The organism is Malacoplasma muris (genome assembly GCF_046774425.1).
Classification (GTDB): Bacteria; Bacillota_I; Bacilli_A; order Mycoplasmatales; family Mycoplasmoidaceae; genus Malacoplasma; species Malacoplasma muris.
Map to the genome: position 1 here is coordinate 808,773 of NZ_CP177248.1, position 22,945 is coordinate 831,717.

Sequence of the window (22,945 nt, forward strand, 5' to 3'; positions counted from 1 at the left end):
CCTATCATTTTCAATTCTTTACATATGTTGAACCAAGTTCATTGTAAAGTCTTATATCATATACATTTATTTTATTTGATGTTGTTATTTTATCAATTGCACGTTTTTGAATATTAGAATCCATTGCTGCTTTTACAATTAAATTACCAATAACATCATATGTATTTTTATCATCAGTTAACTGAGTTTTAATATAACTATAAAATGTATTAAAGTCAGTTATATTAGAATAATTTAATTGAATTACATATCCACCATGTTTAATTCTGTTATTTTCTGAATCAATTATTGGAAGATAAGATTTAGTATTATTAGTTACTGTTTCTAATCCAACATTTGAATTTCTTGGTTTAAAATAATTATCCTTTATTTGATTTACATCATTTATATTTTTAATGAAATTTTCTTTTTTTAGATCTAAACCTTTTTGGTTTACAACATTTTCTTTTTTAAATGTACCTGTATATTTAAATAAATTATTTGCCAATGTATCTACAGCTGATATAGTAGATAAATTATTTACATAATTAATTAAATTTTCTTTATTATTGTATGAATATAAAACGCCTGTGCCATCAACATTTTGAGATAAAGGATCATTAAAAATTAAATTACCTATTGTAGTTGGAACAGCAGCTGCATTTGCAACTTGTAATCCATAGAATCCAAGTTTACCACCTGAAACTATATAATAATTTTCATTGGTAGTATATGTTGCATTTGCATATGAATTATTAATTAATTCATTTTTTTGAATACTTGTAGATATACCAAAATAATCACTTGAATAACTATTATTTAAATTTTGTTTTATATTTGAAACATTTAATAAATTATCAATTGTTTTAGCAGCTGGTGGATTAGCAGTATTATTTGCATCTTCAATTTCAAAATTATATGAATTTGCTCAAACTAAAAAAGCATTATTAGAAATGGTAATTGTGTCTTTTAAATAGTTTATAAACTCACTATAATCATCTTGTAGTAAATAATCAATTGTCACTAACAAACTATATAACTCATTCATAGATGACATAACATTATTATTAACATATTCAGCATTATAACTTCACAATCTATTTCTATATGTATTTAGTGCACTTACATCAAAATTAGTTGATGTTGAATCTTTTAACATATTATAACTGCTTCATCTACCTGCTTCGCCATCAGTAAAAGATTTGTTATAAAAATAATTACTTAAACCTTGATCTATTCCACTATTTAAATCAGTATTTGTTGAAAAATTTGATTTATACTCACTTGAATATTCATATTTTTTTGGACTACCAGTTGATGAAAGAGTTCTTGAAAAATTATAGTTATATTTTGAACCTAAAGCTTTCTTTAAAATTTGATTTTTAACACTATTTGAAATATCTGAACTATTACCATATGTTAATAGAACTCTATTAACAATTGTGTTATTTGTGTAAAGATATTGACTATATTGAAATCCTTCAAAATCAGATCTTAAAGGCGAAATACTATCTTTAATTTCATTATAATATTTTTCAATAGAAGAATTCATTGTAGTCAATGAACTATCAAGTGATTCAATAAATGATTTATTAGTATCAATTTTTGGTAAAGCAATTGATGTGAAATCAAAATTATATGGATCATCTGTTTTAGGAGAGAACACATAAGGTGTACCTAAGCCGTTTAAATCTGCTGTTTGCCCATAATTTGTAGTACTATAATTTTTTTTATTTGCATATAATTTTTTTTGATATTCTATTTCTTTATTAGAACTTTTTTCTAAAGTATAATATGCAACTAAACTTTTTAAATAATCAGTTACAGTTGAGTTATTAGAACTAAAACTAGAAAAATCAGCAGTTATGTTTAATGTATTATTAGAAATAAAATCAATTAAAACTTGTGAAATGTTGTTATTAAAATATGTAGACATTTCATTTTGTAAATCTATAGAAAAATTAGTATTGAATCCATATATATTATTAAAATAATGATACATCACTATATCAGCAGATTTCTTTTTTAAATTCACAGTATCTGTAGAAGTTTTTAAATATGTTGACCCATCAATTGAAAGAGCATGAACACCAAAAGAATTTCTAATAAACATGAATTCATTTAATTGAGTATCAGTTGGTTTAAAAGCATCAATTACATATAATTTTTTGTCCCTATTTCCACTCAATGGACCACTACTTGTCAAAGTGTTGTTAACATAACTTGTTGATAATTGTAATTGTTTTTCAAAATTACTTATTTCTGCTGTACTTAAAAATTCTGATGTAATATCATCAAAACCTGATGGAACATTAGAAGGAGTAGCTGGAGTAGTTACTAATGCATTTAAATTTTTTTGAAACTTTGTATCATTATTAGTTATTCCACCTTTAGTTGAATCCAATAAAGTTCCATATAAATAAGAAGAAGCAGAAGCAAACTCTGGAACTAAATCAGAATAACTACTTCCATTTTTAACTAATATTAATGTTGATTGGTCTTCAGTAAACTCTAATGGAATTTCTTTTAAACCATATGTAGTATCTGTTATGAAATTAGCAGTTGTTTTAGCTTCTGCTACAAAATAATCAAATTTTTGAACTGTACTTGGTGTATTATTTGTTCCATTATCATTTGCAAAATATGGATAACTATAACTTGCTGAATTAGTTGTTGTAGTTTCATTCCCTTCATCATCAGTTGATGTATTAGTGTCAGAAGCATTAATATATAAACTTGAAACACCTTGTTTTGGAGTCCCATATTTTCATAATGACATATTTACAATATAAGGATTTTCATATTTAACTCAATTATCAAAAATATATTGTTGTATTTCAGAAAAAATTTTTCCTTCAATTGTATCTGTTTTTGCATTTATTGCTTTATCACTAAATTTATATAAATTAGTATTATTAGTAGCCAAAATAGATTTAACAGCATCTTTTGTAGGTGTTTTTATAATTTGATTTGCGCCATCAAAAAGCGCAACATAAAAATTCTCAAATATTTTAGAATTTAAATAACTATTTGCTCAAGAGATCAATTTATCAAATTTGTAACTTTCTACAGTTCCACCACTTTGATCTAAAACATCTTGTTGCATCTTTAAAGCTCAAGCATCTTTATAATCTTTTTTATATTGTTTTACTAAATCATTATAATCTTTATCTATTTTTTCTTTTTGGTTGTTTAAATCATTTTTATAAACATTACCTTTTTTTTGATCTTCTTGTAATTTTTCAATAATACTAATAGAAATTAATCCATTTACATATGCTAATATTTCATTTCTTCCAGTTCTTGATTTAAGAGCGTCAAGAACTATTTGTTGTAAACTTCCAGTTCCAAGTGTGTCATAAAAATTAGACCCATTTCCTTTGGCTAAAGTTTTTTCAACATAAGAACTCAATACATTTGAACATGATGTTAATGTTAAAGAAAAAGCTAAAGAAGTAACAACTAAACCACTACCTAAAAAAAATGATTTTCTCTTTTTAATAATCATATAATCCTCACAACAAATATATTAATTTTCTAAACAAAATATATTCAAATATTACATAAAATTAATTAGATAGAATACTATTGTTATTCAATAATATACTTGCTCTTTTTTAATATGTCAAATGTTTCATTAATATTTCTAATATTTTTAGGTTTCACAATATTTTGCACTTTACCAATATTGAAACCAATACCTTTTTCATATTTTGGTATAACATGCAAATGAAAATGTTTTACTTCTTGTCCAGCTATTGATTGCTCATTACTTAAAAAGTTAAATCCTCATGGCTTCAATGGTGAAAGAATTAATTTTTTAGCAATTTCTTTTGCTAATAAACTAACACCTACCATATATTTATCATTACAAGTTGAAAAATTTTCACAATGTAATTTCGGAATTATCAAAGTATGACCATCAGTTACAGGATCTGCATCTAAGAAAGCTACAGCATAATCGTTTTCAGCTATCATTTTAGCTGGTATTTCTTTGTTTGCAATTTTACAAAAAATACATTCACTGTTTTTAACCATAGAATTTACCTCAAATAAACAATACTACTATTATAAACTTAAATAAGTTATTAATTTATCAAAATTTATATATAATTAATTTGACATTACAACAGTTGTGGCGAACCGTGTCAGGATAGAAATATAGCAGCACTAAGCATAAACAATTGTGTGTGGTGTCTTTTTTTATTCAGCATTTTTAATATAACAAAAAATATGGACACTTGAAGTCCATATTTTATCTTACTAATTTACCAATTGTTTAATATTAAGTGTTTCTATTCAACTTTATAAAGTTTTATTAGTATATTTATACTAGAAATTAACTTCCAATTTTTTCATATTTAAATTAATATCTGATGTTAGTCATCAAAGTCCTAATGTTGTAATTATTGATTTTCTATCGCTTTTAATTGATAATAAATTTAAACCATTACCACCACCTCATTTTTCTCCTTTTGCTAAGTATTGTGAAAATATATTTGAAAATTCTAAAGATTGCTCAAATCAACGATAAGGATAATCAAAGAAATAATAATATGATGTTGGTTTTGGAGTTATAACAAAATCTAAATAATCAACTCCATTATATTTTTTTGTAATTTCTCTATTCAATGTTTTTCTATAAGAATCAACTCCCATTGGCATTTCATCTGGATCAATTACCCCAATAAGATCAAAATTAAATTTTTGATTTGAATCTATAATATTATTTCATGAACCAATATTAATATAAATAAATGGTTCCATTGTACTTCCTATTGATTTAAAAGAATAAGAATTATCTAATTCATAATTTTCATTATAAATAGGTTTACGTGTATCTCTAATTCCAGAAGTATATGTAAATTTAAAAACTAAATATGTTTTATTTAAACTACTTGTTGCCATATATAAATCATCACATGTAATATTAACTTTTCCTAGTGAGTTATTAGCTGCAACTTGTATTGTTTCTCCTTGTATGATATGTTCATGGTTATTAACATATTTTTCACAACAACTAGATAAAACAAGAGGGCCCAAAAAACAAAAAGGTGTTAGTGTTAATAAAAATTTTTTACATTTCATATTTGTCCCTTTTTATATTATTTATTAATTGTTAAAGACACTCCTAAATTAAGATCTATATTCACCAATCCTCAAAGAGCATCAAGTTTTATATGACTAATATCAAATCATGTTTCAAAGTCATTGTGATTATCATTTACCATTAAAAGATTTACAAAAGAATTCGTATAAAATAATAAAACCTTTTGTTTTATCACATATCTTTTGTATCCAGTAACAACAATAGAATGCGGTACACCAAATTGCTCATGAAAAAAATTTCACATTACAGGAGTATTGTTTTTAATTGGTTTAACAAAAAAACTATTAAAATCAATTGAAAAACCAATATTAGTTTGTCTTTGAAAAAAATTTTTTTTGCTTTTAGAATATCTATTCACAACTGTTTTGGTTATAGTTTCCACAAATATAGGTGTTATTATTGAACTTTCATGTGTATAGCCAAATTGTTTTGCAACTTCTCTTATTTTTGAATATAGAAAAGGAATTTCAACTCTATCATATTCTTTTTGTTCATTATTGTTTACTTCAACAAGAGTATTTTTACCTTTATCAACTAGAAATCAGTCTTTATTTATTAAATCATTATATAAAGAATTTTCTTCTTTTTCTGGTATAAAATAATAATTATCAAAAACACTTTGTCATTGTCCAACACCAGTTATACTATGATCACTATCTACTCATACATTTTCAAATTTAATTTGATTAGTTTCATGCATATATTTTAAAGTTAAATATAAAGAAGTAAGCAAACAATTTCCTTCACCACTACCAGTTAAATTATTTCTATAAACAGAAAAATCATCTTGCACAGTATACTCTCAATATCTTAAATAATGATCGTCATAAAAAAAATAGTTTTTTCCATGATGTTTTTCTAAATATTTATATTCATTAATAATATATCCAGGACCAAATGGTTTACCAATTATATGACCTGTTTCTGTTGATGGTTTTTCAGGAGGACCATCACCATTAATTAAAAAAGTTGTATAATTTTGATTTACAGAAACAATATCATTAGGATCAAATTGTTCATTATCATTTGAACCATCTAGTTTTTGTAATCTTTGACTTTTTTCTAATGAATAATTTTCATTAAATTGATTTCATTTATCATTCTCATAATATAAAAATCCAAAATCTCTAGAATATGATATTTCTTTATTTGTGTTTTTTAAATAAGATAATTCTAAATCTAAAGATATATCTAATAATTCTAAATTATCTCCTAGAATTAAATATCCATTAGTACTATTAAAATCTAAATATGAAACTGATTTATTTTCCTCTCCATATAAATTAAAAACATTTTTATATTCAATATAACTTGGGTTGAACTTAGTTGAATAATTATTATTTATTTCTTTTTTAAAAAAATCTAAATTTTCTTCAATATATTTAGCTGACTCAAGATGAGTTGCATTTGATGATAAATTATTATTAGGTGTTAAAAACATGAATGAAGGAACTGCAATAAATGCAGAACTAATTAAAGTTGTAACTCATGCTTTAAACTTTTTTTTACTTCTAAATTTCATTTTCTCCTCGAATTTAAATTATTTTTTATAAGTATTTTTATAGATTAAATTGACAGTAAACAAAACTAAAACAAATAATGTTTAGTTCTGTTGAATGTAAATTTACAATGTTAAAAATGGTTAATAAATTACTATTAACTATATAAAGTAATAATTTTATATAAAAATTTATATTAAGCTAATCAATTAGGATCAGCAAAAAATAAACAATGACATCGTAAACTACTAATTTCACTTTCGATATACACCATATCGCCTCCTAATTAATCTATACTTTTATTATATACAATAAAGAGAAAATAGAAAAATAACTTATATTTTTATACAAATGTATTAATAGTACAAAAAAAAATATGACCTTTAATAGGTCATATTTTAACATTTTAGAAAATAGATGTATTTGAAGTTGTATTTCCATTTATTGCTTGTCCAATTAATAATAGCATTAGTGAAAGTCCTATAAGCACTAATAAGAATCATCATGAAGCTTTATAGAATTTACCTAAAGGTATATTTGAAACAGATAATGCTGACATGAAGATTCCACCAGATGGCATTGAAATATTAACAATACCACTTGCTAATGAGAACGAAGCAATACTACCACTAATTGTTAAACCATTTAGAGCTACAGGATGTCCAAACCCACCAATAGCTGGTCCAATAATTGGGAATACAGCTGAAGCAAATCCTGAAGTACTTGGAATTAAGAATGATAATGCAAAGAATACTAAGAAGAAGATAATTGTTACACCATAAACATTACCAATACCTTGCATCATTCCCGTTAATCCATTAATAATAATTGTATCTAAACCTGTTTTTGATACAGCAAGAGAAATACCTCTTGAAATAGAAATTACAATACCTACACCAATAAAGTCAGCTGCTCCTGCCATGAATTTATTGATGAAATGTAAAGAACCTTTTCATGATAATAAACCAATTACTATTGATGATAAGAAGAATAAGAAACTCATTTCTACTAAGTATCATGTACCTCAAGCACCAATCATTCCTGATCCATCTTTATTAACACCACCAATAAAAGGGAAATAAGTGTTAACTCAATTAGCTGCATTTGAGAAAGCTTCAGTTTTTGCAACATCTGGTCAAGTAATAACTGAAATTATCATTGATACAAAAGTTATAGCAAATAAAGCTAAGATAATTTTTCTTTTAACTGTAAATTCTGGTAAAGAATTTAAATTAAATGAAAATTGTTTTTCATGTTCTTTTCTTAAATCATAAACAGCTGATTTTTCAGGGTGTTTTTTTACTCTTCAACCATATCATGTAACATAAGAACATCCAGCAATCACTAATACAACATAAATTACTGATCTTCATACAATACCAATTGATGGAGATAAAGCATCTCCAGATCAAGAACCTGCATTATTAACAGCTGAAGTTGCTGTATTAACAACAAATGGGTTAAGAATTGAAGCAGCAGTACCAAGACCTGCACCAAGTAATATTACTAAGAATGCTGTATATGTATCAAAACCAGCAGCTAAGAATACTGGAATTAATAATAAGTAGAATGGTATTGTTTCCTCAGCCATACCATAAGTTGCACCACCAACTGAGAATAGTAAGAATAGAATAGGAATTAAAATAATTTCTTTTCCTTGTAATCTTTTAACCATTCTACCTAATCCTGCTTCAAGAGCTCCAGATTCAGTAACAATAGCTAAGAAACCACCCATTATTAATAAGAAGATAATAAGGTCAGCAGCATTAACAAACCCTTCAATTGGAGCAACTAACAAATATAAGAAACCAGCAGAAGATTGTGCATATGTTATTGCAGCTTCACCTACATTTCATTGTTGATTTCCAGTACCTTTAATATTATCTTGTATTAATTTAATAACTTGATTAATATCTGCATTTGCTGACAAATTACTAAGAGCAGTATTTGTAGTTCCTATATTTGTCATAAGTTCAGAATATTTTTCAGGAGTTAAACTTCCCATATCACTTACACTAACACTTCATTTACCATCAGGACCAAGTGTAGCTGTAATGGCAGCAGAAATATCATTTCCACTTGAAACATTAAAACCAAGTTTGTTAGCAGGTGATCCTGTTCATGTAACAAGTCATGACACAACAATAATTACAAATATTATTGCTAATAATATTATGTAAACATGAGGCATTACAAATTTTGGTTTTTTATAACCTAAACTTGTAACTTTTTCATTATTAAAGAAAATCTTTTTTTCAAAGCTTGTAGATACAAAACCAATAATAAACCCTAAAGGTATAAAGGCTGATATCATGGTGATGTATTCTCATTTTTTATCAAATGACTTAATCCTTTTTACAAAAAAGTAAAAAATCACAATTAATGAAATAGCAATAAAACTGATTGCTGAAACAATAGAGGCAAAGATAACATTTGCTGTATACTTATTTGCATCTGCTGCTTTTCAAGTAAATGCAAGAATAAGTAAAACAATACCAAAAGTTCAAGCAATATTTACTCAACTAAGTTTGTTATATCAGCTATATGCTGCAATATTACCAAATACTTTTGATGCCTTTTCTGTTGGTTCAGAAATACTAGCTTCTTTTGCATCAATTGGTTGTTCAATATCCACAGAAGAAGCTCGCACTGAATCTTCAGTTGCCATTTCAACTTCTACAACTTTATCATCTTTAATTGAATCAACTACTTTATTTTTTGTCTTAGCTTTTGATGTAGTTGATTTTTTAGATGAACTAGTCTTAGTAGAAGTTTTTTTTGACTTCTCAGACATATGAATCCTTTCATAAATATTTATGGATATATTATACCCATGGATATTATAAAATATTTTTACACTTTTATATAACATATAGATAACTTTTAATTAATATTTGCTTTTCAAAAAGAAACACAAAAATAAAAAAATTATTCAGTTCCTTTAAATTAATCTACTCCATATAAGAAAATTTATATTTTATAATTTATAATTTTATTTAAGAGTGGTTTTAAAGAGAACAATATATGGGTGGAAAATTATTTGGATTATCATTGCTTATAATTTGTATAGGATATGTTTTGGGTAACATACTTTTTGGTTTACTTGTTTCAAAAATAAAACATGTAGATTTAAGAACTATTGGTTCTGGTAATGTTGGTGCCACAAACACTTCAAGAGCATTAGGAAAAAAAATTGGAATATTGGTTTTATTATGTGACATGTTAAAAGCATGAGTAGCTGTAATGCTAGCAAGTGTAGTTTATCAAACTTTAGGTCATTCAATAATATTCAATAGTAATTACACAATAATTGAAAAAGAACAAACATACATTAAATTTGGTACATTAATATATCTATCAGGATTTTTTGCTATTATTGGGCATTGTTTTCCTATTTTTTATATAATTGCTCTTTTTAAATTTAAATTTAATTTTGAAAAAGCAAAACAGTTTTCTGGGGGTAAAGGAGCAGCAGCAACAGCTGGTGTATTTGCTGCAATCTCTCCATGAATATTTCTATGTGCATTTTTAGTATTTATTACTTTATTTTTAATATTTAGATATGTATCTTTATCATCAATGGTTGCTATTTCAACAGTCTGTTTATATCCATTAATTCCAAGATTAGATTTTTTATATATGTTAAACATTTTTAATATAAAAACAATACTACCTATACCAAGTGTAGTATATGCTTATCAAGTTGATACACTAATTAACTACAATATCAATTGAGAATATATATTAACTATTTTTATAATTGGTTTTAGTATAGGAATGCTAATTTTATATAAACATAAAGACAATATTGTAAGACTAAATGCAAAGACAGAAAAACCTTTATTTAATTATCATAAGAAACAACAAAAAAATCTATAATTATTTTTGATTATAGATTTTTTTGTTTATGTTTTCTTTTCAAAATAACAAATAGCAAACTTGATAAAATTATTAATATAACAACTGGAACTGAAATATAAATTCCAATTAGATAATTATCAGCTTTAGAATTAACATTTTTAAAGGAGCTATTATCATAATTTATCAAATCATTTTTAATAAAAAAAACATGATCTTTATTCAAGTTGTTATCATCAATAATTAACTTAACAATATAATTATCTTTTTCTAGATTAATATGAATATCTTTTAAAATTTTTATAAATTCATCCTTACTTAAATCAATTGAAAATAAATATAAAGAATCATCATTGTAATCATTTTTATATTTTATTAAATTGTTCAAAATATATTCTTTTGTTAAAGCAAAATCATGTTTTAAGTTAATATTAGAATAACTAAGTGATTCATGTATTACTTTAATATTAATATTTTTTAATTCATCAAATCCATTAATTTGATATTCAAGAATACTATCATCTACAAATGTAATTCTTATATTAATTATTCCTAAATTATCATTAGGTATCATTTCATAATTTTTTATAATTTTTTTTAGCACACTATTTAAAAAATTAAAACTATCATTACTTATATTAGACAATATCAATTTGTCAATTGGAATTATATACTCATCAAACTTTGAAAATATTCCAAAATTAAATTCATTAATATTTTCACTAGCTAAACCAAATATTTTATTTTTTATTAAAATTTCTTTTCCTTTATTTTTGTCATAATTTACTGGAGTAAATAGACTTGCAAGATTTTTTTGCTTTTTAAAAAATTCATTATTACTCAAATTAGGTATTGGTTTTTTGTATTCCAATAAACCATTTTTTTCAAAATAAAATCCACAATGATAATTTTGAACATAAATAACTTCTTGACTAATACTTTTTACAACAATTGAATCAATTCCTATATCTTGAAAATCATCTCTAATACTATTTATGTTTTCATTATAGTTATAAACTAATTTATTATTTTTATTATTTATTAAATCAAGTAATGATATTGTGTGTGATTTATATTTATTGTTTTCGCCTAGTTCAAATTTAATATCAAAAACTATATTTTTTAAAATATTCTCATCTTTAAAAATCTTATATAAATTTCTACCTAAAAAGTAGTTATTAATTTCAATATTATTTTCATTGATAAATTTTCCAAAATCTAATACTTGTAATTTACTAATTGTGTCTTTTATGTATTCTTCAGTAAATTTACTAGAATTTTCAATTCAATATCTAATATTGTGTATCTCATTATAATTCAATTCATTATATCCAAAATACTTTGGAATTATTCCATCAAAAATAGTAATTTTATTTTGTAATATAGCAGAAGCTATAAATTCTTTTAAAGAATCTGAAAATGGTCATGAATAATTCAAATAAAAATCTGTAGCATATGCTAAATTAAAAGAACCCATCATAATAGCTTTAAGATAATCTCTATTATAATCAATGGTCAAAAAAGTTTTATCAAAAGATTTTATATAATTTTCCTCATTAATTTTTAATAATTTTCCAAATTGAAATTCAGGGTTTAAAATCATGCTTGATTTTAATAAATTACTATATTCTACATTTGAAAAATTTTTTGTAAATGAAACATCTTTTGTTCCATGTATACAACCTGGACATTCATATCAATACGATGTTGTACAACCTCTATTATGCAAATGTTTTGGATCACTACATACTTTTCTTCCTACATGTTTTTTTCCACACTTTAATAATGCACTATATCTAGATAAATTATTTGATGTTATTAATCCATAATCATTATTATTAGAAGTAATTTTAGTAGGATTAATGAAATCATTTATAACAGGAGAAAAGTTTATAACTTTATTTGATTTACTATCTAAAGGAATGTTAGCATTGCTAAATATGTACTTGTTAGCATCAAGTTTTGTATTATGAAAAGATATTCTATTATTAGAAATACTAAAACTATTTTTTCCTTCAAACTCATTTTGATAATCAACATGTAATGTAGCTACAAAACTATCTTGATATGGATTAACAAAATTATTAATAGGAGTGAAGGCATAATTATTTATCTTATTGCTAGAACTCATTTTTGTTTTAATGTCATAATTGTTAATATTAATATTTTGTGATACTGGCATAGAACATAATACACTTGAACTAACCAAAATTGGTATTATATTTAATAATTTGTTTCACTTATTTATTGTCATTACTTAAATGTCCTTTCTTATTTTTCTTTCTTATAATCAAACATACTAAAATAGCAATAATTGGTAAAATTAAAAATAATAAAAAGTATAAGTTATTTTTATTATCATGAGTTTTCTTACTATTATCTTGCTCTTTATCTGGAAAACTATTATTACTATTTTTTATCAATGTAAATTTTTTATGCTCTGAAATAGATAATTTATTTTTATATTTAATATCTATTATGTATTTATTGTTATTGTATTCTATATTTAATTCTTCTAAAATATTGTCTATAAAATCCTCTTTTGTTGTTCCAACTCAAAATAATTTTTTATTATCAAAATCATTAAGATAACATACTAAATTATTCAAAATGAACTCCATATCAATCTGACCATCATAATCTGTATTAATCTCATTGTTTATTACATTAAATTGGAATGTCTTTTTTTCAAATCCTGTGACATCATAAGAAATTATTTTTTGATTTATTAATTTTATAATTACTTTAATTTTTCCCATTGAATCATAATACTTAAGAGAAATATCACTGATATATTTTTTAAAATGATCTGAGTTTAAAAAGCAGTTACTTTCATTTAAATTATTTAATCAATCTTTATCATTTAAACTAATATATGGTGAAGATTTTAAATCAGTCAATATTTTAACTAAATTTAAATTATTTCTATTGTCTGAAGCAAATGAAGATAAATTTTTACTTAATATATATTTTTTTGACATTTCTTTATCAAATGAATTTATTGTTAAAATATTATTTATATCTAATGGTAGATTATATTTAAACCAACTTTCTCCATTTTGTTTTTTTGGTATTTCTTTATAGTCTGAACCATCAATATTTTTTTGAGTCACTAATCCTAAATTATCATAATTAATATATGCATTATTTGAATTTGACTCTATTGAAACATCAGTAATGTATATTGCTTGATCTTCAAAATTATGATCAATATTTAAATTAGAAAAATAATAAGTAATATTATTATTTTGATTATTCATTAATTCAAATAAACTAATTATTTTAGGTGGATTTGAATTATTTAACTTTGTATTATATGAAATTTTAAAATATATATTTTTTAATTTATCATTATCACTAAATATTTTATATATTTGATGTCAAAGATAATCATTTGTTAACCAATCATTATTAACATTTAAATAATTTATTAAATGAATTTTTTCTAACTGATTCAATTCATAAATAATTGTATTAACATCTTTATATTCCATACTCTGCAATCAATATGTAATATTGTGCTTTACACCAAAATTACTTACATTGATTCCTAATCATGTGGGCAAATAATGAAAATAATCTGTTATATAACCTGATTTTATCTTTTCATATATTATTTCAAATAAATTATTATTAATTTTATTATGATAATTTAAATAAAATTTATGAGCTAAATATTGGTTATAAGATAATAATATTTTTGCTTTATAATAATCAAAATTAAATTTGAAAGACAAAATATTTCTATTATAGAATTTATATGAATTACTATAATCTACTTCAATTAATTTAGCAAAGTCAAAAATATCTTTATTAATATTATTTGCCTTAAAAAATCTATCAAACTCAAATTCATTAAAGTTTAATTTATTAACTAATATTTTTTTAGTCGGTATACATCCTTTACATTCTCTTCATTCTGTTTTTATGCATTTTTTTGAATGTAAATGATCCAAATTACATTGAATTAAAAAAGGATGTCTTCCCTCTTTGCACTTTTCTTTATAATCATATTCTCTTTCAATTTCTTTTGGATTAATTGAATATAAACCATTGTGATATGTGATTGTACCATTTATTAATTCATCATATGATGTTTTAAAATAAATATCGCTTTCACTCAAGTTTATTAATGAACCTTTCAACATTTCATTTTTGCTTTTGTTAATGTCATTACTATATGTAATTACATTTGAGTTGTATTTAAAAGAAGCAGAAAGAGCAATATTAGAATAATTTACATTAAAATTGATTAATTCTAAAGAATCCACAAAATCTATTGTATCACTTTTATAATTAGTGCTTTTTAATTGATTTTTATGTACATCTATATTTTTTTCAGTAAATAAAACATTGGTAAATACAAATGGTAAAATGCAAAAACAACCAAATTTTTTTATATTAATATTCATCTTTTTTCCTTGTAAATAAAAATTATTTTATATTTTTTAAAAATTTAAAATGGGACTAATTTAACATGTGTTTGTAAATAGCTCCCATTAATATAAACGTTAAAAAAATGTCAATTTTATAAAAAAAATGAAAAATAATAAAAATTTTTATAAACTATTGGTTAAATTTAAAGTAATATATTTTCAAAATACAAATTATTAAACCAATTATTTTAATAATAATTTATTTTTTATTTGTTAAATAGTATTGCTTATTTTTTATGTTCTTATGCATCATTATTTTTATTAAAGTACTTATAATAATTAATTAAAAATTTTATTTAGAAATATTTAATTCAGATTTAATTGTTGGACAATTTTTTATATCTTTAATATCATTTTCAACATTATCCAATCTCAAGTTAATTTGTTTAACTTCTCCTTCAACATTGTCTAATCTTGAATTCACTTTTTTGATTTCATTATTTACTTTTTTAAATTCTTCTCTTACTTCAACCTTGAATTCATTAAAATCATTATTAATTGTTTTCAATTCATCTTTCACTTCAACTTTAAATTCATTGAAATCATTTTTCATATTACTAATTTCAAAATTAATGTTTCTAATTTCTTGAAGAATTAAATCTGTTTTATCTATTTTCATTTCTTGTTTTCCTTGAGTTATTTCTATTGTCCCACATATTGATTTACTATTCAATTCTTTTTGAATATTATTGTTGGCATCAATAATTTCAACATATTCGTGTTGAACTAAAATATCTTTACCTATGCAAGTGTTGCTTGCTTTAATAAAATCTATTAGCTGCTTCTTATTAAAAGATCCAGATTGAGTTTCGTTTTTATTTAAATCAATTTTTTTATTTTTCACATTCACTCCTTGAAAATAAAAATATATGAAGTGCAACAACCCTTCATATATAAAAACGTTAAAAAATCTTGAAATTATAAAAATTTGTTAATTTATTTAGAAATATTTAATTCAGATTTAATTGTTGGACAATTTTTTATATCCTTAATGTCATTCTTTATTATTTTCAACTCTTCTTTGATTTCAATCTTGAATTCACTAAAATCTTTTTCAACACTGTCTAATCTTGAATTCACTTTTTTGATTTCATTATTAACTTTTTTAAATTCATCTTTTACTTCAACTTTAAATTCATTGAAATCATTTTTTATGTTTCTAATTTCTTGAAGAATCAAATCTGTTTTATCTATTTTCATTTCTTGTTTTCCTTGAGTTATTTCTATTGTCCCACAGATTGATTTACTATTCAATTCTTTTTGAATATTATTGTTGGCATCAATAATTTCAACATATTTGTATTGAACAAAATATCTTTGCCAATACAAGTGTTGCTTGCTCTGATAAAATCTATTAGCTGCTTCTTATTAAAAGATTCAGATTGAGTTTCACTTTTATTTAAATCAATTTTTTTATTTTTCACATTTACTCCTTAAATAAAAATATATGAAGTGTTTGATAATCCTTCATATATATAAACGTAAAAAAATTTTTAAGATTATAAAAATTTATAATTTATCTAGAAATATTTAATTCAGATTTAATTGTTGGACAATTTTTAATTTCATTAATATCATTTTCAACATTATCTAATCTTGAATTTACTTTTTTGATTTCATTATTTACTTTTTTAAATTCATCTCTTACTTCAGCTTTAAATTCATTGAAATCATTTTTCATATTTTTAATTTCATCATTTATATTGTTAACTCTATCATTCATATTTTTAATTTCTTGAAGAATTAAATTTGTTTTATCTATTTTCATTTCTTGTTTTCCTTGAGTTATTTCTATTGTCCCACAGATTGATTTACTATTCAATTCTTTTTGAATATTATTGTTGGCATCAATAATTTCAATATATTCATGTTGAACTAAAATATCTTTGCCAATGCAAATATTGCTTGCTTTGATAAAATCTATTAGCTGCTTTTTATTAAAAGATCCAGATTGAGTTTTGTTTTTATTTAAATCAATTCTTTTATTTTTCACATTTGCTCCTTGAAAATAAAAAATATATGAAGTGCAACAACCCTTCATATATAAAAACGTTAAGAAATTTTGAAATTATAAAAATTTGTTAATTTATTTAGAAATATTTAATTCAGATTTAATTGTTGGACAATTTTTTATATGTTTAATGTCATTCTTTATTATTTTCAACTTTTCTTTGATTTCAATCTTGAATTCACTAAAATCTTTTTCAACATTGTCTAATCTTGAATTTACTTTTTTGAATTCTTCTCTTACTTCAACTTTGAATTCATTAAAATCATTTTTCATATTACTAATTTCATCATTTATATTGCTAACTCTATCATTCATGTTTCTAATTTCTTGAAGAATTAAATCTGTTTTATCTATTTTCATTTCTTGTTTTCCTTGAGTTATTTCTATTGTCCCACAGATTGATTTACTATTCAATTCTTTTTGAATATTATTGTTGTCATCAATAATTTCAACATATTCATGTTGAACCAAAATATCTTTACCTATGCAAGTGTTGCTCGCTTTAATAAAATTTATTAGCTGCTTTTTATTAAAAGATCCAGATTGAGTTTCGTTTTTATTTAAATCAATTTTTTTATTTTTCACATTTACTCCTTAAATAAAAAATATATGAAGTGTATCAGTTCCTCATATATAAAAACGTAAAGAATTTTTAAGATTATAAAATTTTGTAATTTTCTTTAATTAAAATTAGTATATTAAAATAATTTGTAGTTTTTTTATTAAGTAAAATAAATTAATAAAAATTATTTTCATTATGATTGTTAACAAATATTTTTAAATACTTATTTAAATATTTTTTTCTAGCTTCATTTAAAAATTCTTTTTTTAATTGAACTTTATTTATTGGTATATTATTTCTCAATTGATAACAATAACCATTTATGTCAAAATAAATATTTTGTTTATCAAAAAGAGCATGAAGTGTTGGTGATAACAATAAACAATTATTAGGATCAGAAATTTCTTTTAAAGTATTTATATTTTTTCTAGATATTTTAACTGGAATTATGTGACAGTGTTCACTAGGAGGGTTATTAATATTTTTTATAAAATTAGCGAAATAAGATGAATCTAAATGCTTATTTTTATCATATAGATTTTGTAATTCAATTTGAACTCCAATTTTTTGATATCCTCTTAATTTTTTAACAAATTTTTCAAACTCTATTTTATCATTTATTAATTTATCATTCATATAACAATATGCATCAATTTTTTCATTAATCTTTTCAATAAAAAAATCTATTGGATCATTATTTAATATTTTATTCTCATTCATATCATCATTTATAGTTTTTAATATATTTCTAATATTAAATTTATTATCATTATTTGCCACATTAATATCAATATCAGTATCATCTATAGAACTATTAAGAAGATACATTTTTGTTAAATTATATTTTATTATTAATTCTTTAGCCACTTTGCTTTTACTTAAAAATTCTTGAAAAGAAATTAAATTTATTTGATTTATGTTTTTTAAATTAATTTTCTTTTTTATAAAAATTTTTTTATTATTTAATGGATTAGTAAAATTTAATGAAGTATAGTCATAATCACTATAATATGTAATTACATTAGTTGCTTTATGGTTTGATTCTGCACCACTTGAATTACTACCAGAAAAAATATCTATTGAAGATTTCACTTTATATTGTTGTAATAATTGTTGATTTATTGAATCTATATATGTATTATCAATATCTATTTTTATTTTTTCATTTTTAGAAATTTTAGATTTATCAAACCCTTTTTCTTCTTGTATTTTTTCCAATATTTCTCTTCTAATCATCGTACTTTTTCTATTATAATATTTTGTCTTTGACATCTCTGAATCAGTAGGTCGAAAGTTTGCACTTTCAATTTGTATAAATTGTTTATAGATAATAAGATTTTCATCATATAAATAAAATGCTTTGCCTTTTATTTTTAAATTATTGTTATTTCTTTTATCAAGATATCCCTTTGTTACAAAATCTACAAAAAAACCATTATAAATTTTTTGCATAAAATCTCCTAAAAATCTAAAGTATCAAATATTTTTTCTAATAATTGTACTGGTATAGAATTTCCAGCTAAAAAGATAATCTTGTTATTTGACAATAATCCTGTATTTTTTACTTTAATATAATCATCTAATTCAAAACCCATATACAAAAATGATTCTTTAGCATCCATATATCTAACAAAGTTATCAATTTCTATTTTTATTCTAGAATTGGCCCCTGATGCAGTTAATGTTGGCCCTTTACCATTAATACTGTAAATATAGTTTTCACTATTAAATTTTGTATAATTTTCTATTTTCTTATGTATCACACCATTTTTTGTTTTAGTATAATTAGTAATTTTGTAGTTTTTTAAATCTATTAAATTACTTTTATTGTCTAAATCAATAACATCTTTTAAAATTGAATCATTCTCTATTGGGATAATATCTTTAAATGTATAATTAATTTTTTTCATAAAATCTTTTCTTATTGATAAGCAAAATACTCTAGATCTATTTTGTGGTGATCCAAAATCCTTTGAATTTAATACATATGTTTTTGATGCATATCCAATTTTATCTAATTGATTAAGTCACTCATTGTAGTAATTGATATTTTTCTTTCCTAATAAATTAGTAACATTTTCCATAAGCAAATATTTAGGTAGTTCATCTACTTTAAAGTTTTCTTTTATTTCTAAAAACAATCTTTCAATCTCTCATAATAGTCCACTCCTAGTATTCAATTCTTTTTTAATTCCTTTTTGTAAGCCCTGAATACTTAAATCTTGGCATGGAAAAGAGTATGTAAAAATATCAATATTTTTAGGAAAATTTTTAAATGATAAATCGTTGATATTAAAAATATTATTGAAATGACTATGTGAATAGTTTACATAACTATACTTAATTGATTCTTTCAACATTTTTTTATTATTACTATTCATTAATTTTTTTGAATCTAAGCTAATATTAAAATGATTTAATTTTTCATTCATTGGTTTAAAGGATGAATTATGGATTGCAATATAACCTATTATTGCATCCATATATCATTCAGACATACCTACATGTTCAATTATTCAATTCTTTTTTTTAGAAATATTTTTCAATGCTTTGTATTGAGAACCAATACCAGCAAAAGATTCAAATAATCTAACACTTCTGGGGATAAAATTATTGTTTTCTCTACTTTTTTATTAGAAAAATATATTTCTATACAAAAAATGTTCTTCCATTTATTAAAAAATAATCATTTAAAATATAATTCTAGAAAATAAAGGAAAATATTAAATGATTATTAACAAAAAAAGTAGAGAAAACAATAATTTTCTCTACTTTTTTATTAGAATGTAATTTAAGAACTTTTTCTTTTTAAAACAAAATTATAAAAATTTCATTGTGCTATACCTTGAGGATAACTAAAAATATCTTGATTATTTATAGCTAATTTTATCTGAACATTTTTAACTCGACTTCAAGAATCCCTAAACAATTTATCATTAACAAAAAGAGGATTATTAGAATCTCTTAAGTTTTCACAATTATCACTAAAATCCCAATGTCAACTATGAGTAAAATCACCTAATCCAACATCATTTGAGATTAATGTTGGTTTACTAAAATTATTGTAAGATTCGATTTGATATATAACTCTATCTCCAGTTTTTACACTTGTTGTTCCATAGAAACCATCTGTTCCATTATGAGGTTGTATTGCTCACTTAAAATTATTTTTATCATTTTTAATAATTCCTTCTGCAACAGCTATAAAACCACTAGATGTTTCATTTTTAATATAATAATTTATTTCACTAAAATTATCACTAAACATTTGATAAATTCCAAAACGAACTTGATACATAAAATTTAATTTTATATCTTCATTTGTTGTCTTTCTTAATAAATCTACATAATTATTTTCACTAGTTACTTGTATATCAGTAAATTTAAATTTTTCTAATTTTCCCTTGTAACTGGTACAACCAGATGGTGTAGTTAATACTTTGATAGGTTCTCTATCTAGAGCGCCTCATCAATCAGGATTAATTTTAAAATCATTTACTATTACTGTCTTTTTAGTTTTAGTTCCTTTTTTATTAAATGAAACTTGAAATTTAAGTGAAGATGGATTATTAAAATCAAAACGCTTATTCTCATATTCAGAAAATGTAACTAAAAAATTATCATAATCCTTCATTACATCACCAAATTTTTTATTTAATTCTTCTTGATTAACAATTAAATAATTATTATAGTTTTTATCTTTACCCTTATAGTCAAGGTTAATAAATTTTGCAAAATCTTTAGTATAAATTTCTTTATGGTTATAAGTTCCACCTGCTGGTATCAAATTTATAGCATTATATATTTGTTCATCTATAGATAATTCTCCAGTGTCTGGTGGATTAGGTTCTGGTTCAATTGGAGGATTTGGATCAACAGGTGGTTGTGGATCTGGTTTAACAGGAGGATTAGGATTAACAGATGGTTTTGAATCTTGATTTCCAGATGAATCACCACCATCTGTTGGAGGAGTTATATTTTCCTGCTTAGAATTTGTTATAGAACAAGAAGAAGCAAAAATAGGAATTGTTGAAATAATTAAAGTAGATAATAAAATAGAAAAACACTTTTTCATAAGTTTACCGCCATCTATTTACATTTATTTTACTCCATAAAACAAATAAAGTAAATTTATATAAATACATGACAATTTACAGAAAAAATTTTTTTAATAAATTACTATTTTTTTCTATTAGATAACAAATTTAGAAAGTGAAAATTCAATATGTAAGTTTATAAATGTAGAACAAATCACAATTATCTCTACCTTTATTAAGATTTAAAGGATTTGAAGGGGAGTGAGAGAAGAGAAAAATTAAGGATATATTGATAGTAAAAAGAGGTGCTTCTCCTCGTCCTATAAATGATGACAAATGATTTGAAAATGAATCAAATATTGGTTGATTACGTATTTCTGATATAAAAAACACTTTTTTGGAAAGAACATCTCAATATTTATCTAAACTAGGTTCATCAAAAACTATTGTTGTTCCATCAGGCGAACTTATTATGAGCATATGTGGAACACTAGGTAAAATATTTATTAACAAAATAAATGTTGGACTTCCTGACTCTTTTGTTTGATTAAAAAGTATTAATGATAATTATGATAAAAAATTTCTAATGATTATTTTAGGAAACTACAACTATGAAAAAAAATTGGGACAACCAGGATCACAGTTGAATTTAAATTCAAATTTAATATCAGAAATAAGTATAAATATACCTTCTCTTTCCGAACAACAAAAAATAGCTAAATTCTTTTATCTTTTAGACAAACAAATATCACTTTGGGAGAGAAAATTAGAATTATATGAACTTTTTTATAAATATTATTTAAATTATATATTCAATATTACTAAATTTATTATTAATAAATTTTCAAGAATTATTAATATATTTGATTTAATTAATGGTAAAGCAAGTGAACAAATGTTCACAAATAACATTACAAATTATAAAGTAATTTCAATAGGAAATTTTAGTCCATGTTCTGAATATATTAATGATGGAAATTATATAAACAATAATTCAATATTATTTGATAAAAAATTTATTCCTAAAAAAGATGACTTAGTTATGGTATTAAATGATAAAACACATAAATTAGATATTCTTGGGAAAGTTATACTAATAGATGCAAATGATAGCTATTATATTAATCAAAGAACATTGATAATGAGAAATAAGATATGTGATTTAAATCACATATACTATCACTATTTTAAGTCAAACGAATTTAGAAGAATTATTCATAAAATAGCTCAAATAGGGAACCAATCTTATGTTAATTTTTCTGATATTTCGAATATTAAAATTCAAGAATTTAACAGTAGAAATGTAAAAGAATTAAAAATTAATAATATTATAAAAAAATGTTTATCAAATATAATGAAAATTCAAAAATTATTAGAAGAAAAATTAAAATTTATGAGAGTAACAAAAAAATATTATCAACGTAAAATGTTTATTTAATATTTAATTGTTTTT

General features: G+C 22.6%; 17 protein-coding genes and 1 other RNA gene. 3 read left to right on the forward strand and 15 right to left on the reverse strand.

Annotation, left to right across the window (positions count from 1 at the left end; translation table 4 throughout):
* Position 1: 1 nt before the first annotated feature.
* Positions 2-3,487 carry a DUF3713 domain-containing protein gene (locus tag ACLFO7_RS03300; protein WP_412032086.1) on the reverse strand — a complete coding sequence of 1,162 codons (3,486 nt, stop codon included), beginning with the start codon at positions 3,485-3,487 and terminating at the stop codon, positions 2-4.
* An 83-nt stretch (positions 3,488-3,570) separates the two neighbouring features.
* Positions 3,571-4,017, reverse strand: a complete 447-nt coding sequence (locus ACLFO7_RS03305) for an HIT domain-containing protein (RefSeq protein WP_412032087.1) — start codon at positions 4,015-4,017, stop codon at positions 3,571-3,573.
* 79 nt (positions 4,018-4,096) lie between these two features.
* On the opposite strand from ACLFO7_RS03305, the gene ffs reads away from it, so the two are divergent.
* Positions 4,097-4,183, forward strand: an RNA gene (gene ffs / locus ACLFO7_RS03310) — signal recognition particle sRNA small type.
* A 128-nt stretch (positions 4,184-4,311) separates the two neighbouring features.
* On the opposite strand, the gene ACLFO7_RS03315 is transcribed toward ffs, so the two are convergent.
* The 3 genes from ACLFO7_RS03315 to ACLFO7_RS03325 all read right to left on the reverse strand — a co-directional run bounded on the left by ACLFO7_RS03315 (position 4,312) and on the right by ACLFO7_RS03325 (position 9,382).
* A complete protein-coding gene (locus ACLFO7_RS03315; protein ID WP_412032088.1) occupies positions 4,312-5,067 on the reverse strand; it encodes a hypothetical protein in 756 nt (251 codons plus the stop codon).
* A 17-nt stretch (positions 5,068-5,084) separates the two neighbouring features.
* Positions 5,085-6,611 (reverse strand): hypothetical protein, encoded by a 1,527-nt coding sequence (locus ACLFO7_RS03320; RefSeq protein WP_412032089.1) that lies wholly within the window; start codon positions 6,609-6,611, stop codon positions 5,085-5,087.
* A gap of 383 nt (positions 6,612-6,994) precedes the next feature.
* Positions 6,995-9,382 carry a hypothetical protein gene (locus tag ACLFO7_RS03325; RefSeq protein WP_412032090.1) on the reverse strand — a complete coding sequence of 796 codons (2,388 nt, stop codon included), beginning with the start codon at positions 9,380-9,382 and terminating at the stop codon, positions 6,995-6,997.
* Positions 9,383-9,612: 230 nt separating this feature from the next.
* Here ACLFO7_RS03325 and plsY point away from each other — a divergent pair, with 230 nt between their 5' ends.
* Positions 9,613-10,467 (forward strand): glycerol-3-phosphate 1-O-acyltransferase PlsY, encoded by an 855-nt coding sequence (plsY, locus tag ACLFO7_RS03330; protein ID WP_412032091.1) that lies wholly within the window; start codon positions 9,613-9,615, stop codon positions 10,465-10,467.
* Between the two features lie 10 nt (positions 10,468-10,477).
* Here plsY and ACLFO7_RS03335 read toward each other — a convergent pair whose 3' ends face one another.
* From ACLFO7_RS03335 to ACLFO7_RS03380, 10 genes are all read right to left on the reverse strand, one after another.
* Positions 10,478-12,700: a hypothetical protein gene (locus ACLFO7_RS03335; RefSeq protein ID WP_412032092.1), complete on the reverse strand. Its 2,223-nt coding sequence runs from the start codon at positions 12,698-12,700 to the stop codon at positions 10,478-10,480.
* The gene (locus ACLFO7_RS03340; RefSeq protein ID WP_412032093.1) at positions 12,687-14,858 is read right to left on the reverse strand and encodes a hypothetical protein; all 2,172 of its coding nucleotides are present in this window, start codon (positions 14,856-14,858) and stop codon (positions 12,687-12,689) included. The genes ACLFO7_RS03335 and ACLFO7_RS03340 overlap by 14 nt, the downstream gene beginning before the upstream one ends.
* Before the next feature lie 316 nt (positions 14,859-15,174).
* On the reverse strand, positions 15,175-15,726 hold the full coding sequence (locus ACLFO7_RS03345) for a hypothetical protein (RefSeq protein ID WP_412032094.1): 552 nt from the start codon (positions 15,724-15,726) through the stop codon (positions 15,175-15,177).
* 92 nt (positions 15,727-15,818) lie between these two features.
* Entirely contained in the window at positions 15,819-16,136 is a 318-nt protein-coding gene (locus ACLFO7_RS03350; RefSeq protein ID WP_412032095.1) for a hypothetical protein, read from the reverse strand.
* Entirely contained in the window at positions 16,106-16,306 is a 201-nt protein-coding gene (locus ACLFO7_RS03355) for a hypothetical protein (protein WP_412032096.1), read from the reverse strand. Before ACLFO7_RS03355 ends, ACLFO7_RS03350 begins: the two co-directional genes overlap by 31 nt.
* A 92-nt stretch (positions 16,307-16,398) precedes the next feature.
* Positions 16,399-16,875: a hypothetical protein gene (locus ACLFO7_RS03360; RefSeq protein ID WP_412032097.1), complete on the reverse strand. Its 477-nt coding sequence runs from the start codon at positions 16,873-16,875 to the stop codon at positions 16,399-16,401.
* Between the two features lie 93 nt (positions 16,876-16,968).
* The gene (locus ACLFO7_RS03365; protein WP_412032098.1) at positions 16,969-17,478 is read right to left on the reverse strand and encodes a hypothetical protein; all 510 of its coding nucleotides are present in this window, start codon (positions 17,476-17,478) and stop codon (positions 16,969-16,971) included.
* A gap of 151 nt (positions 17,479-17,629) precedes the next feature.
* Entirely contained in the window at positions 17,630-18,907 is a 1,278-nt protein-coding gene (locus ACLFO7_RS03370; protein WP_412032099.1) for an MAG4270 family putative restriction endonuclease, read from the reverse strand.
* Between the two features lie 8 nt (positions 18,908-18,915).
* A complete protein-coding gene (gene dcm, locus ACLFO7_RS03375; RefSeq protein ID WP_412032100.1) occupies positions 18,916-20,001 on the reverse strand; it encodes a DNA (cytosine-5-)-methyltransferase in 1,086 nt (361 codons plus the stop codon).
* Between the two features lie 245 nt (positions 20,002-20,246).
* Positions 20,247-21,530 (reverse strand): hypothetical protein, encoded by a 1,284-nt coding sequence (locus tag ACLFO7_RS03380; protein WP_412032101.1) that lies wholly within the window; start codon positions 21,528-21,530, stop codon positions 20,247-20,249.
* 251 nt (positions 21,531-21,781) lie between these two features.
* Here ACLFO7_RS03380 and ACLFO7_RS03385 point away from each other — a divergent pair, with 251 nt between their 5' ends.
* Entirely contained in the window at positions 21,782-22,930 is a 1,149-nt protein-coding gene (locus tag ACLFO7_RS03385) for a restriction endonuclease subunit S (RefSeq protein WP_412032102.1), read from the forward strand.
* The last annotated feature ends 15 nt before the right edge of the window (positions 22,931-22,945 follow it).